General features: G+C 69.5%; 15 protein-coding genes and 3 pseudogenes. 6 read left to right on the plus strand and 12 right to left on the minus strand.

The window, feature by feature from the left end; translation table 11 throughout:
* Nucleotides 1–68: 68 nt before the first annotated feature.
* The 3 genes from K7C20_RS37290 to K7C20_RS37300 form a co-directional block, all read right to left on the minus strand.
* The gene (locus K7C20_RS37290) at nucleotides 69–485 is read right to left on the minus strand and encodes a CBS domain-containing protein (protein WP_053209666.1); all 417 of its coding nucleotides are present in this window, start codon (nucleotides 483–485) and stop codon (nucleotides 69–71) included.
* Between the two features lie 37 nt (nucleotides 486–522).
* On the minus strand, nucleotides 523–1,080 hold the full coding sequence (locus tag K7C20_RS37295; RefSeq protein WP_030089337.1) for a hemerythrin domain-containing protein: 558 nt from the start codon (nucleotides 1,078–1,080) through the stop codon (nucleotides 523–525).
* 233 nt (nucleotides 1,081–1,313) lie between these two features.
* Complete coding sequence (locus tag K7C20_RS37300) at nucleotides 1,314–1,631, minus strand: hypothetical protein (protein WP_160328746.1); 318 nt, start codon at nucleotides 1,629–1,631, stop codon at nucleotides 1,314–1,316.
* A gap of 121 nt (nucleotides 1,632–1,752) precedes the next feature.
* Between K7C20_RS37300 and K7C20_RS37305 the strand changes: the two genes are divergently transcribed.
* The 4 genes and pseudogenes from K7C20_RS37305 (at nucleotide 1,753) to K7C20_RS37320 (ending at nucleotide 4,938) form a co-directional block, all read left to right on the plus strand.
* Complete coding sequence (locus K7C20_RS37305; protein ID WP_150127299.1) at nucleotides 1,753–2,073, plus strand: hypothetical protein; 321 nt, start codon at nucleotides 1,753–1,755, stop codon at nucleotides 2,071–2,073.
* Between the two features lie 79 nt (nucleotides 2,074–2,152).
* On the plus strand, nucleotides 2,153–2,740 hold the full coding sequence (locus tag K7C20_RS37310; protein ID WP_078953367.1) for a DUF1360 domain-containing protein: 588 nt from the start codon (nucleotides 2,153–2,155) through the stop codon (nucleotides 2,738–2,740).
* A gap of 277 nt (nucleotides 2,741–3,017) precedes the next feature.
* Nucleotides 3,018–3,592, plus strand: a pseudogene (gene tpg / locus K7C20_RS37315) (telomere-protecting terminal protein Tpg).
* A gap of 1,118 nt (nucleotides 3,593–4,710) precedes the next feature.
* Complete coding sequence (locus K7C20_RS37320; protein ID WP_030089330.1) at nucleotides 4,711–4,938, plus strand: hypothetical protein; 228 nt, start codon at nucleotides 4,711–4,713, stop codon at nucleotides 4,936–4,938.
* Nucleotides 4,939–4,942: 4 nt separating this feature from the next.
* Here K7C20_RS37320 and K7C20_RS37325 read toward each other — a convergent pair whose 3' ends face one another.
* Nucleotides 4,943–5,131: a hypothetical protein gene (locus tag K7C20_RS37325; RefSeq protein ID WP_030089329.1), complete on the minus strand. Its 189-nt coding sequence runs from the start codon at nucleotides 5,129–5,131 to the stop codon at nucleotides 4,943–4,945.
* An 853-nt stretch (nucleotides 5,132–5,984) separates the two neighbouring features.
* Here K7C20_RS37325 and K7C20_RS37330 point away from each other — a divergent pair.
* Nucleotides 5,985–7,172, plus strand: a complete 1,188-nt coding sequence (locus K7C20_RS37330) for a carboxylate-amine ligase (protein ID WP_209443975.1) — start codon at nucleotides 5,985–5,987, stop codon at nucleotides 7,170–7,172.
* Here K7C20_RS37330 and K7C20_RS38855 read toward each other — a convergent pair.
* The 5 genes and pseudogenes from K7C20_RS38855 to K7C20_RS37350 form a co-directional block, all read right to left on the minus strand.
* Entirely contained in the window at nucleotides 7,098–7,292 is a 195-nt protein-coding gene (locus tag K7C20_RS38855; protein WP_245171493.1) for a 2OG-Fe dioxygenase family protein, read from the minus strand. The two genes, K7C20_RS37330 and K7C20_RS38855, sit on opposite strands and share 75 nt — an antisense overlap.
* Before the next feature lie 22 nt (nucleotides 7,293–7,314).
* Nucleotides 7,315–7,869: pseudogene (locus K7C20_RS38860) on the minus strand (2OG-Fe dioxygenase family protein); the annotation flags it as partial.
* Between the two features lie 48 nt (nucleotides 7,870–7,917).
* Nucleotides 7,918–8,964 (minus strand): iron-containing redox enzyme family protein, encoded by a 1,047-nt coding sequence (locus tag K7C20_RS37340; protein WP_053209667.1) that lies wholly within the window; start codon nucleotides 8,962–8,964, stop codon nucleotides 7,918–7,920.
* The gene (locus K7C20_RS37345; protein WP_078953369.1) at nucleotides 8,961–9,227 is read right to left on the minus strand and encodes a CDGSH iron-sulfur domain-containing protein; all 267 of its coding nucleotides are present in this window, start codon (nucleotides 9,225–9,227) and stop codon (nucleotides 8,961–8,963) included. Before K7C20_RS37345 ends, K7C20_RS37340 begins: the two co-directional genes overlap by 4 nt.
* On the minus strand, nucleotides 9,211–9,849 hold the full coding sequence (locus tag K7C20_RS37350; protein ID WP_245171495.1) for a HemK2/MTQ2 family protein methyltransferase: 639 nt from the start codon (nucleotides 9,847–9,849) through the stop codon (nucleotides 9,211–9,213). The genes K7C20_RS37345 and K7C20_RS37350 overlap by 17 nt, the downstream gene beginning before the upstream one ends.
* 288 nt (nucleotides 9,850–10,137) lie before the next feature.
* Between K7C20_RS37350 and K7C20_RS37355 the strand changes: the two genes are divergently transcribed.
* Nucleotides 10,138–10,611, plus strand: a complete 474-nt coding sequence (locus K7C20_RS37355) for an RICIN domain-containing protein (RefSeq protein WP_150127300.1) — start codon at nucleotides 10,138–10,140, stop codon at nucleotides 10,609–10,611.
* Here the strand turns inward: K7C20_RS37355 and K7C20_RS37360 are convergent.
* The 3 genes and pseudogenes from K7C20_RS37360 to K7C20_RS37370 all read right to left on the minus strand — a co-directional run.
* Entirely contained in the window at nucleotides 10,602–10,937 is a 336-nt protein-coding gene (locus tag K7C20_RS37360) for an SMP-30/gluconolactonase/LRE family protein (protein WP_209443976.1), read from the minus strand. The genes K7C20_RS37355 and K7C20_RS37360 overlap by 10 nt on opposite strands.
* A gap of 94 nt (nucleotides 10,938–11,031) precedes the next feature.
* The gene (locus K7C20_RS37365) at nucleotides 11,032–11,676 is read right to left on the minus strand and encodes a hypothetical protein (protein ID WP_030087981.1); all 645 of its coding nucleotides are present in this window, start codon (nucleotides 11,674–11,676) and stop codon (nucleotides 11,032–11,034) included.
* Between the two features lie 258 nt (nucleotides 11,677–11,934).
* Nucleotides 11,935–13,031: pseudogene (locus K7C20_RS37370) on the minus strand (phytoene desaturase family protein); the annotation flags it as partial.
* Nucleotides 13,032–13,054: the final 23 nt, after the last annotated feature.

The raw sequence follows: 13,054 nt of genomic DNA on the forward strand, positions 1-13,054 counted from the left end.
CCCCAACGAGCGCTCGCACCACCCGGGAGAGCGGCTGGCCCCTCGCCGGGGTGCCGCGGACTGGCGGTTCAGTCGGTGGAGAGGGCTTCGAGGAGGTCTCCGACCTGGGGGTCGGGCAGGGCGCGGGCGACGTCGGCCAGTGCCACCATGCCGACCAGGCGGTGGCCGTCGATGACGGGCAGGCGCCGGACCTTGTGGCGGGCCATGGTCGCGAAGATCTCGTTGGCGTCGTCGTCGGCGCCGATGGTGACCGCCTCGCCCTGGGCCAGCTCGCCGGCCTTGGTCTGCTGCGGGTCCCGTCCCTTGCCCAGCACCTTGACGGTGATGTCGCGGTCGGTCAGGACGCCCTTGAGCTTGTCGTCGGTGCCGCAGATCGGCAAAGCGCCCACGCCGAGCTCGGTGAGCTTGCGGGCGGCGTCCAGGACGCTGTCCTCGGCGCCGATGCACTCCGCGGAGGCGGTCATGATGTCGCGTGCCACAGGCATGACAGTGTCGCCTTTCTTCAGGAAGTGTGGGGTGGGGTTACTGGCCGCGGCCGGTGACGTAGTCGCGGGCCCGGTCGACCAGCCCGAGCCCAGGTGCCAGGGCCTTGTTGGCCGGCGGCGTACTCGGCGCGGCCGGGTGCGGGCGGGTGGGTGCGGTCTTCTTCGCCTCGCGCACCTGCTCTCCCAGCCGGTCCAGGACCTGCTGATGGACGTGGGTGCGCAGCTGGGTGAAGAGGTTGTTCTCTTCGTCATCGACGTGTCCGGTGACCTCGTCGCGCAGTTCGCGGACGGTGGCGTCGAAGACGCTGTCATCGGCGTCGAGAGCCTCGAGATTCTTCAGGAGCCGCTCGACGCGTCCGTGGTCGGCGAGCTCCTTGTCCGCCAGCGCGTCGCCTCCCTTTAGGTGCTCCCGCACGGCCGGGTAGAGGTGCATCTCCTCCGCTACCGAATGCTGCACCAGCTCGATGGTGATCGCATCGACCAGGCGTTTGCGATCCGGGCTGCCGGGCGCGGCGTCATCGAACTGGTTGAAGAGGTCGTCGACCTCTCGGTGGTCGGTGGTCAGTTCCTGGATGACGTCTCCACCATGACCCATGATCTCCGCCTTCCTTCGCTGCGACGCCGGCCGGTTCGGCGTGTCAGAGCACGGGTTCCCGAGCAACGCCGTCGATAACGTGACGTGCGGGCGAATTGCACCGGATGCCGCCAGCGGTGGCGGCTGCACGCGGTGAGCGGAGGCCGTGGTGTCGCCGGGGCCCATGCGCCATGGGTGTTCTACAGCGCCCCTATGGCATCGACGACGATTCAGGTTCTGCGGGAGACCCGTGATCACCTTGCCGAGCTCGCCAAGGAGCGAGGTGTGAGCATCGGCCAGCTGGTCGAAGTGCTTGCCTCGGAGCAGCCGACTGCGGCCCAGCGTGCAGAGCGGCTGGCCGCAGACCGGGCCAGCAGCTGGCCGGCCAGGCCGACCAGGATTTCACTGCCGGCCATGTGCGCGGCGGAGTCCGACGTCGTCAGCCCGGTCTCCTGGACGTCGACCGCCTGCCGGAGCAGCGCGTCGTAGGTCGGGTGGTGCCAGGAGGGCAGGCCCGCGCGGCACTCCCGCGCGGGGACGACGACGACCTCCCCCGGCAGCACCCGCCCCAACGAGCGATGGCATCAACTGCCGTGCCACTACGCCACCACGAAGGCCGCAGCCCGACGCGGCACCGCTCGAACCCGGTCGTCATCCACCGCGAACTGACCACCCTGGACCTGCAAACCGCACATGCGGGTCGCCGAGTACGGCAGGGGCTCCGGCTACTCGACCGAGCTGATCGCCCGGCTGGTGGGCCCCACCGGCGAGGTGACCAGCCTCGACACCGACGCCTTCAAGGCGCTGTTCTTCCTGGCGCTGATGACGCCCACCGCCCATCCACCACGAACGAGGCATGGACCACGTCCGCTGCTACACCCAGACCGCAGCACCGGCCGGTCGTCCGGTTGGCGGTGCCTCATGGCGGTACGGTCCGATGGACATCGGCCACGACCCGCTGAAGCCGTCCTGACCGCCCCCGGCCGCGCTCGGCGGCTGCCATGGCTGCGCTGACGCGGTCGGCGGCATTGTGGTGGACCGTGCGCCGCCCCGGGTACCCGTTCACTCTGGACCATCGTCAACCGGAGGCTCCATGGCATTCAACCCGCTGGATTCACCCGACGGCCCCGGAGCGGCCGACCGTGCCGGGAAGCCGGCCCAGCCATCCGAGCGACCGGAGGAGGCACGCCCCTCCTGGGCCTTCGCCGGGTACGGGGAGGGGAAGGAGATCCCCCTGCGGGGCTACGCGACCCTGGCGTCCCTCTACGCCGGGGGCGTCTCCCTCTTCGCGCTGGGCGTACGGGCCTCCGGGCGCCCGCTGCCCACCAGGATCCCGCCCTGGGACCTACTGCTCCTCGGGGCGGCCACGTACAAGGCGTCACGCATGGTGGCGAAGGACAAAATCACCAGCTTCCTCCGCGCGCCCTTCACCCGGCGCCAGGAGACCGTGAGCGCCAGCGAGGTCACCGACGAGGCCCGCGGCCACGGGCTGCGGCTGGCCACCGGTGAGCTGCTGACCTGCCCGTTCTGCCTGGCATCCTGGGTCGGTGGTGCGCTCGTCTGCGGGTATGCCGTGGCCCCCCGCGCCACCCGGCTGGTCGCCGGCGGGCTGAGCGTCGTCACCATCGCCGACTGGCTGCAGTACGCCTGGAGCGCCACGCAGCAGCAGGTGGAGGGATGAACTGCTGCCCCCGGCCGCTCCATAGCGCCCGTGAGAGGGCGGCGTCCAGCACCTCGAAGAGCGCGGGACACCTCCCGGTGGCGGCTTCGTGCCGCCGCGCCAGACGACACGCCCCGGGGAGATCCTCAGGTAGCTGGAACCGCAGCGTTCTGGGCGGCGGATTCCGCCTCCGCGTCAGCCCCGGCATGGTCAAGCACGAAGGCACCCGCGACTTCCCCTGGCTCATCGGGCCATCGAGGACGATCAGGTCACCCGGCCCGGCACATCAAGGGCGACGATGCCCCCGACAGCGGAGAGTAGGAGGCCGACGTGTGTCGGCGACAGCCTGGAGAAGGCCGCTACCACCCGCCCGATCCCCAAGAGCGCCGGCGCTCAGATGCGGTTTCTGGTCAAGCAGCACAAGAGCTCTACCAAAGCCGTCGCGCAGCTCCTGCGCATCTCCCAGCGCACGGTGGAGCGGTACGTCAACAAACAAATCAAGCGGCCCGGAAGGACCTCGCCGCGCGCATAGAGAGTGAGGTCCGCCGCCGCTGGCAGCCCAGGGTGCGCGAGAAGGCCCGGCGCCGCGCCGCGCAGACCGGCGGGATCACCGGCGAGACCCGGGCACGTTTCGGTTTCACCGCTGCCCCTGGAACGACGGATGACGGCCGGATCAGGCTGACCACCCAGCATCTCCCGCCCCTCTACGCCGCGCGGCTCTTCGACGCCCAGTCCGCCGGCGCCACCGAGCAGCAGCTGCAGAACATCGCTGCCGAGGGCCTGCAGGAGCTCTACTTCAAGGACCACGGCCGTCGCGCCGGCGGCCTGCTGGTCGAGTTCACCGACATCGACTACGTGGAGCTCGACTTCTGACCAGCGGCATGCGTGAGGGCCTGGAACAAGACGACCCACGCGGTTCCGGGCCCTCATACGTGTCTCCGTTGGGGCGGACCTACACGCACTCTTCCAACTGCGGCCAGGGCGGAAGGTTACAGCTGGGAGGGTGACCGCTTTGCCACTGGCCTTCCCGCCCGATCAGGACGAGCACCACGACCGCACGAGCAACGCCAGTGAGGACGGTGGGATCGGCGGGGCTCCCCGGCACAGCACGTACAGGCCGAGGGAGCGAGCACGGCCAGGACCAGCAAGAGCAGACGTTCATATCAGCCCCCGTTTCAGGATGACTAAAGTCCCGGCCACCCTGCCGCGGATGGGACCGCCGAGCGCTACACAGCTCTCTTCCGCTCCCTGAACGGCACCAACACCCCCGCCTGGCAGCACCGCCAGACCGAAGTCCGCCTGCGCCGTCCCCTGGCTCGTCGACCGGCGTCCACCGCACCGTTTCGTACAACACCCGCCTGTCTGAGTGAGCCTGAAGAGACCTTCCGGCAGCCCCTCCCTCTGGCCCAGGAGGCGCCTCGCGACGTCTACCGCGAGCGCGCCCACGGCGACGCATACCTCCCACGCCACGCGGCGGCGGTCTCGGGCCCCGGTTGGATGGACGCCCTGCGCGATCGGCACGCAGCTGAACGAGCCTTCGCTGTCCTGCGTGCTGAGCTCGAAAACTGGGATGAACAGCGCTGACCGGCAGGGCTCATGCGTAGTGGGGCCGAGAGTTGCTCCACTCAGGCGGCTCCACCATTGCTTGCATCGTGGGGCCTTCAGTTGGACCGAGAGTAGGAACGGCATTTCGCCGTCGATCCACGTCCTCGCAGATCAGCCGCTATGGGCATGCCTGACATCAACGACAGCATCCCTTCCCCGGGAGGGAAGAGACCTGTGTTCGGACCGCGCGGGCGGTGCGTCGCCCGGCAGCGCTCACCGGCAGCTCAGGGCGCCCGAGAGCCCCGGCCCGGGGCTTCACTGGCACCTGGGTCAGCCGACCTGATCGACCTGGACGACATCGTCGAAGAGCTGACCAAACGCAAAGTGCGAGAACCAATAGCCGAGCCCAGCAGGCAGTCGGCGCCGGAGTTCGGCAGGCTGGGGGTATGACCGACGCGGCCCGGCCCCGCATAGTGGTCCACCCACCGGCCCCTACCGGGGGCCGCCGCGTCCACGTCGACGCCGCGATCCTCGGCGTCGCCTACAGCGTGGCCGACCTCCTGGAGTTCCTGCGCCGCGCCGGCCTGGGCCCCGACGATGTGCGCCTGCTTGATCCGTTGCTGATCGAGTGGCGCGGCGGTGGCCCAGAGGTGTGGACCACTGGCACGGAATGATGGCTCAGTCCGCGGCCACCTCCTCCGACATCACCCTCTCACTCAACATCACGAGCGTCTCCAGCATGCCGGCACTGATATCGGCGCCTTGGCAGACCTTGACGTCCGCGCCCAAGCTCTCCAGGCGCTGGAGTGCCTTGCGGTAGCGCTCCGTCTCGGTGCTTGTCTCGGGGGATGCGCCAGGAGGTGTCACGAGGTCTTCCTTCAGTCAGGGAATGGCGTGCAACTATGCGCGGGCACCGCACGCGTGGTGCGTGAGGACGTCGACAACTCCGTAGCGTGCTACGTCTGGGCACGCCTGTCTCGCCGGATCGCGATCAGCCTGACGGGAAACGCTACGGGACACGATCATGGAGCGGTGGCAACGATGCGGCCCGGTCCGGCACGATGTTGGGGCACGGGCTCCAGCGGTTCTCTCGGCGCTCCTGATCCCGCCGTCGGTTGCTGCAGGCTGGGCGCACCCGGCGCTCTGGGGCACTGGCAACCTCCGGGCGCCAGGTGCGCCTCTCTACCCCACGCCCGAAGGAACGCCCGCGCCACCTGGGAGAGCAGGCCGGCTCTCCCAGGTGGCGTGCTGCACACGGACGCGCAGAGGGCCGCCGCCCGCTGCTCCGCGGTTGGTACATCAGCGGAAGGAGCGTGTCAGGGGCGTCGTCGTTGCGCCGCTCGCCGTGGGGCCCGCCGTTCAGAGGGGTGCTGCATGTCACCGGCACTACTTGCGGATCCGCTGGCCTTGCCGCCTCCGGCTCCTGGAGTCGCGCCCTGGCCGGGTACGGCGTAGACAGGAGAAGCCGGAGCAAGGAGGCACCATGACGGTGGATGTCATCGAGAGTTCCGGTGCCACCGCTTGTTCGGCGGGCTGCAGGGCCGCACCGGGCGAGAGCGCGGGTCGGCGGGGCTGCTCGGCCCGGGCCTTCTCCCGGCCCTCCCCGCGGCCGCCGGCCCGGAACAGTGGCAGAGAGTCGGCAGGGGCCGGAGGGACGATGAGCAGCGGACCGTGCCCCGGAGCGGGGCCGACGGGCCGCGCCCTCGCTCCGTTGCTGGGCGTGGAGGAAGAGTTCTTTCTCATTGATCCAGACAGCAGGGCGGTTGCGTCGCTGGGCAGCCGGGTGGTGGCGCGTGCCCGGGAGGCGGTGGGTGACCTCGTTTCGGGGGAGTTCGATGAGTGTCAGGTCGAGGTGAAAACGCCCCCTTGCCGGGAGGGCTCCGCCTTGTACGACGAGCTGGTCGCCGTACGAGGGGCCGCTGCAGCAGCCGCGCGGGCCGAAGGGCTCGGTATCTGCGCTTCCGGTACACCGGTTGTGGGGCGCGAGGGCCCGGCAATCGTCGGGGACCATCCGCGCTACCGGGCCGGCCTGGACCAGTTCGGCACCTTGCTGGACGGATTCGCCATCTGCACCGCGCACATCCACGTGCACATGCCGGATCGGGAGGTGGCGGTGCTGGTCGGCAATCACCTGCGGCCGTGGCTGCCGCTGCTCGTGGCGATGAGCGCCAACTCGCCTTTCCTCGACGGGCGTGACACGGGGTATGCCAGCTGGCGCACCGTTATCAGGGGCCGCTTCCCGGCCCTGGGCCCCCCGCCGTACGTCGAGTCCTTGGACCACTACGAGCGGCTTGCCGCCGCCCTGCAGGAATCCGAGGCGATGCTGGATGCCGGCATCCCCTTCTGGGACGTGAGGCCCAATCCCCAGTTCCCCACCCTGGAGATCCGGGTCATGGATGTCCCGGCGGAGGCGGCGGACACCGTCGGCCTGGCGGTGCTGATCCGGGCGCTCGTGGTGACGGCCAGCGCGCTGGTACAACGCGGCCACACCGGCCCCGAGACCTGTGGCGAACTGGTGCGCGCCGCCTACTGGCGAGCCGCGCGCGACGGGTGGTCCGGCAAGGGGGTCGATGCGCTGACGGGCCGGATCCTGCCCTGCTCCGTGCAGGCCGCCCGGCTCGTCGAGCATGTCCGCTCCGCGCTGGAGCAGCACGGGGATCTCGACCGGGCCATGGGGTTCCTGCGCCGGCTCGGCGAGCGGGGATGCGGCGCTCAGCGTCAGCGGGCCTCGTGGCGCCGTCGTGCACACCTGGCGGACGTAGTGGATGATCTCGAGCGGCTGACGTTCGATGAGGAGAGCCACCGGGAGGACGTCCACCGGGACGCGTCACCGTCAGGCCGGCGTGAGCGTGGTCACCAGCACATCCCGGCGCGCGGGCCGGGACGGATTCAACGGACGGATGGGTGACACGCCGTGCAATGTGTGGCGGTCGTCCGACAGCAGCAGGCTCGCGGGTTCGTCCAGAGTGGCCGAGAGCAGTTCGGGCCCGTCCCGGAGCGATGACGGTGCTCCGGCCCCCGGTCGCATTGTTGCGGCCGACCAGCAACGAAGACACCAGCGTCACTCCGTCGCGGTGCCGGCCCTCCGGAGTTGGCTGCCCTTCGCCGCCGGCCCTGGCGACGACCCGGAACGGATGCACCTTCGCGATCCAGCATGGGGCGGAGTCCAGGGCGCCCGCGACGTCCCCGAGGAGCGTCACGACCGAGCTCAGGAGCGGGTCCGCCGCAAAGGCGTCGGTCAGCGGATCGAAGTGACGGTCGACGTCCACGTAGAGCGGGTTGCTGCGATCCGGCTGCACGAACGGGGAGTCCGGCAACTGGGTCAGCTCACCGGTGGAGGGGGTGAGCGCGAACTTTCCGTAGCGGCGCAGTCGGCAGGTGCCGCGTTCGGCGGCGTACCGGTCCTGGGAAAGGTCCTCCCAGTGCATGGCGAAGCGCGTCCACTCCTCCTCTCCGGTGCTGAAGTGTGCCTTCACGGTGGCTGCGGGCATGAGGTGGACGCCGGTCGAGGCCAAGGACTCGCGCGCCGCCGCCACGGCGGGCGGACACTCCTCAAAGACCGTGCTCTCCGCCGGATCCCAGAACCTTTCAGCACTCTCGTCCATCACACCCTCCTGTTGTCCCCCGCGGCCCTATTGATGAGGACGCGGCTTTCAGGTCTCGCTCCGTGCGGGCCTGCGGGCGCGGACGCGCGGCAACGGTGCCGGCAGTGCGGTGCGGTTCTCCCGCCAGGCGGCAAGTAGATATGCGGCAAGTCGGCCCTCGAGAAGTGTGGTGGCACCGATTCCGAAGGCGACATCGGGTTCCAGATCCGGCTCGTCCTTCAGCAGACCATCGACCACTTCAGTGCGGACGACCTGTTCATGGACGGCGTCGGCTTCGACATGCTCGTCGTAGAACCTCTCCGCAGCGGAGCCGGCACCTGTGCGGCGCATGGCTTCCGCGAGACGTCGTGATCCTGGCGACGAAGTCACCTCGACCGTGGCGAAGTGGCCGACCAGTGCCCCGCGCAGGGACCGGTGCAGCCCCAGCAGAGACATGAGATTGACCACGGCGAGCGTTTCGGCGGGCGCCAGGTCGAGGTAGTGACCGTACGCGGTCTCCAGGGCGAGATCTGCCATGAGGTCCGCGAAGAGCTGGGCGTGGATGTCCTCGGCGCGTCCGGCACCGAACTCATCGAATTCGATGGCGGCCATCCCGGCCTTGGCGCGGCCTCGCAGCCGGGGCAGGACCCAGGCGTGCGGGTCCGCTTCCTTGAGGTGGTACAGCGAGCGCAGGGCCGCGTACTCCCTCAGCTGCCAAAGCCGGCCATCGCGTTTCAAGAAGTGACTGACGCTGCTGCCGTCGTCGGCGGGCTCGGTCAGCAGGCCCGCCATCGCCTCATGCATGCCGAGCACCGGGACGTCAGCACGCAGGGCCCGGAGGAACGCCTCCTCCAGGTAGCGCCGCGCCGACAGCGGTGCAGGAGCCCATTCGCGGTCGTCGTCCACGCCGTCGAACCCCTGATAGTGCAGCTCATACAGCACGTAGAGGGCGAGCTGGAGATCTGCCCCGTACGGGCCCTCGCGTTGGACCGCCTCCCGTGTCGGCAAGGGCCCCTTCCCGATGCGGAGCCACGAGATCACCGTGTCGGACAGGTAGCCGCGCGGTCGCGGAAGCTGCGGCTTGCCGGTCCGGGCGGCTCCGAGGTCGGCCTTCATCGCTGGCCTCCTTCGGCGCTCCGGTCGGCTGCCGGGCAGCCGGTGCCGGCGGCGCGGTCGGACGGGAGCTTCGAACGATTGCGGTGGCTGGTGTCGCACCAGGGGTAGCTCCGGCTGCGCCGGCACATGCAGATCGCAACGGTGAAGCGTCGGGAGACGGATACCGAACCGTCGTCACCGACCACTTCCACCGGCCCCTCCACCAGGAGCGGGCCGTTTCGGACGAGGGTGATGCGGCGTGGCCGCTCAGGAGTTCTCGGCACGGATGATCACCAATTCCTCTGAGTCCTGGACCTCGTCCAGGAGGCCCTGGCGCCGCAGCCAGGCCAGCCGGGAGCGCAGGATCGGGCCGAACGGTATGACCGCGCGGTCGCTGACCGTCCCCCGCAGCCCCGCGGAGGCTAGCCGCTCCAAGGTGTCCTCGGTGCCGCACAGTCCGGAATGGACCATGAGAAGGACGCCGCCAGGGCGGAGCACACGCGGTGCGGAGTCGCAGATACGGTCGACGAGCAGCCGTCCGTCGGGCCCCGCGTCCCAGGCGCGGGCCGGCCCCCGGGGCGTCTGGTTGCCGGGGGCGGGGACGTAAGGCGGGTTGCTGACGAGCACGTCGAAGGAACGGCCGCCGACAGCTGCGGTCAGATCGCCGCGACGCACGGTGACGCGCTGCCGGGAGAGCCAGGCGTTGATCCTTGTGGCCAGGACTGCCTGCCAGGAGATGTCGACGGCGGTGACCAGAGCGCCACGTCGCGCCGCTCCCACCGCGAGGGCCCCACTGCCCGAACCGAGGTCCAGGAGCTCGGTGCCCGCCCCCACACCTTCGCGGTACAGGGCGCGCAACAGGAGCCGCGTGTCGTGCTGTGGCAGATAGACACCAGCAAGCGTCACAGCGGATGGCGTCCGGGGAGCGTGGCTGGCCACGTGCTCATAAGGCACCTCCGCGCCGAGAGCCGAAACGAGGATCTGGATGGTCCGCGCGCGTCTTCTTCAGCCTGCTAGCTATCCGATCCACCGGCCACCCGGCGGCGGTGTCGTGGGCATGACCTTGTGCCATGCCTGCGGCGCTCTCCCGGCAATGAACCGGGCCGCGCTGAGGTGCAGTGCACGGGCCTGGAGGTATGGGGCCTGCGAAGGCCGGTAGTGGCCGTCGCCGCCGCAACGGCAGTCCTTGTCTCCATGATCGGAGCAGCTCAGCCCGCGCAGGCGTCCGCGGCTTACCACCTCGTCCAGATCAAGATGTTCGATGGCCAATGCCTGGGCATCAGGAACCAGAGCGCCAACGCCGGCGCTGCGCTTGAACATGACCGGTGCCAGAATCTTCCCTCCCAGCGCTTCAAGGTCATGAGCGATGGCCCCGCGAACCCGAACCACGAGATCAGGACGTTCGCGGAGGGCATGTGCCTGACCCCCCGAGCCCCGTTCTTGGGTGACGGTGCTCGTCAGCCGATCGTGCAGTCGCATTGCAACGGTTCTCCATTGCAGCGCTTTACGTTCTTCGGCCAGTACGGTGAGCCACAGATCGAGTTCAGGACGGCCACGGAACTCTGCTGGACCGTGGCGGGCGGCGGCCAATACGGTGGCGACATCAAACAGTATCCCTGCGAAAGCTCAGGACCTGGGTATCAGCGCTTCACACTCGTCTATGTGTGAAGCGCGCGCACCTGAAACTGACGGGCGCCATAGCCGTAGCGGAAGGGTTGACCACCCGCGGCGACGTTGCTGCAGAATCGCAAGGGTTCGCCGCCCAACGCGCCGGCCAGCACGCGTACGGCCCCGTCGCGCGGGTCGACACGCAACAGACCTCGTTGTGCGTCGCACACCAGCAGTTGACCATCCACGGTGGGCTCCAGGCCGAGCAGTCTTCCACCGGTGTGGGCAACGGCATCCGCCCGGACGGCTCCGGAACCCGAGAGTGTCAGTTGCCAGACCGTTCCGTCTGCGGCCCCGGTGAAGAGCCGGCCCTCGACGTCGGCCACCACGTCTTCGGGCCCTGAATCTCGGTGGCGACCACTCGTGGGCCGGGGAGCAGCTGCGGCTCGTCGGGCTGCATGGTGTGCTCTGCGCTCTGATTCACGATGTCTTCCGCGCCCGTGCCGTCCTGACACACCGCGTCATCTCTTCGGCATAGGGGAGGGCAACGCAGGCGCCGATGGCCAGGCCCAGGCCGGCGAGGTACTTGACGGAGAGGGGGTTTTCCTTGGGGAGCAACCTCCAGTTGTCCGACTCCACTCCGCCGCGCAGCGTGGCGCGTACCTGGTCGGCATACAGACAGCAGGTGAAGGCCATTGCCGCGAGCGGCAAGACCTCCAGGAAGCTGTGGATGTGCTGCTCCACCGGGCGGACTTCCCGCTCGTCGGTCGCCAAGCTGACGTCCCACAGCGCCGTAGCTCCGTGAGCCACGGCGGCTCCCCCCATCACGGACAGTACGAGCGGATTGACCTTGGCGAGCAGGCCCATTGCCACGGGGATGCCCGCTTCCGTCATCATCAGTGCATGCAACGCTGACTCACGCGCCCCCGTGGTGTCCTCGATACGGGTGCGGCGGTGCATGATCCAGTCCGCCACGGCCGGCACACACCACAGAGGCAACACCCCGTACATGAGAAAACGCCGGTTCGCGTCTTCCGCGCCGAATGCGCGTGCGGGAACAGGCAGGTCACGGGGGCGCCGCCACCGGCGCCAGGCACGCAATAGCGGGCCGTGCCGCAGGTCCATATTTCGCCTCCAGATCGTCCTTCGCCTTTGCCGCCACGCAGGGCGGCAACTGGACTCGGGTGGCCTTCGATGCGCCCGTCGCCCTCTCCTCGCTGTTGGCAGGCCATGGCCCGAGTACCCCGCACTTGGCTGCGGCACACGAGCGTCGGCCAAACATGAGCAGCAGTCAGCACTCTTCGCAGGGCCTTGCGTCGAGCAAAGCGTGGGCCCCGGCGAGCTCCCCGCTACTCCACCTCTGGTGGGAGCTGGCCGCACTCCCTAAAGGCGACCTTGACGAGGGTCGTCGTTCCTGCTTCGGGGGGTCACTGCGCGTTGAGCCAGCGCGAGGACCGTACTGGGAGACAGCCTGCGCAGTGCCGCGCGTGCGGCGTTCGCGCCGGGCGCCCCGTGGACACCTCCGCCGGGGTGGGCGCCGGCGGAGGCCGTCCCGTGCCAGGGAGGGGCCGGAACATCAACTGTTGGTGCATGGCTGCGGTCCCGCCGTTGATGGCACCACCATGCAGATTGGCGTCGAGCGCCTGCAGGGTTGGCGGGGCGAGGATCCGGCGTCGTTGGATACGCGAGCGAAAGCCCGGCGCGAACCGTTCCACTTGCTCTTCCATCCGATCCGCCATGGCTTCCTGCTCCCGTCGGTCCCACGCCCCCGTGATGCCGTCCGCCCCGGCGTCACTGCTGAACCCGTTGCGGCACATGCGTATAGGCCCATGCCGACTCGGTGGTGCCTGCGGGGGAGCGGGAGGGGTCCGCTGTGGTCATCTGGCCGAAGAGCGCGAAGGGCCGGTCGGGTACCTCTCCCATAGCGATCTGCGCGGCGAAGCGGGTGAGTGCATCGACGCTTTCGGCCACGTGGACCGTGCCCGCGGACGATGCCTCTCCGGCTCTCCAGGGCACGGGCTTGTCCAGGGCCCAATCGACCTTGAGGTAGCGAAATCCCACTGGAAGCGGCGCAGGTCCGGTACGAGATGGCCCGGCAGATGACGTGGGTCCACGAGCTCTCCGTACAGGGCGGGGACCGAGACGTCCGCGAGCACGGCCCGGCTCGCCGGCACGCATTCGCCGTCCGCCGTCCGCCGTGCGCACCGCCACGGCTCGGCCCGCGCGTACGACGACCTCGACGACGCGTTCAGCGCAGCGCAGTATGCCGCCGCGGTGGCGGAGCCGCCTCACCAGGGAGGCGGTCAGGGCTCCGGCTCCGCCCACCGGTACCGGAAAGCCGTAGGTCTGTCCGAGCATGGTCATCAGCCAGCCGAAGCCCCCGCTGCCGGCGGCCTCCGGAGCGAGGTCTGCATGGAGGGCGTTGCCGGCGAGGAGGAGCCGTCCCGCCTCTCCGCTGAATTCTCTTCGCCTAGGCGGCGTCTCGTCGATCATGTGCTGTGGG

Origin of the sequence: Streptomyces decoyicus, from assembly GCF_019880305.1 — a bacterium.
Taxonomy (GTDB): domain Bacteria; phylum Actinomycetota; class Actinomycetes; order Streptomycetales; family Streptomycetaceae; genus Streptomyces; species Streptomyces decoyicus.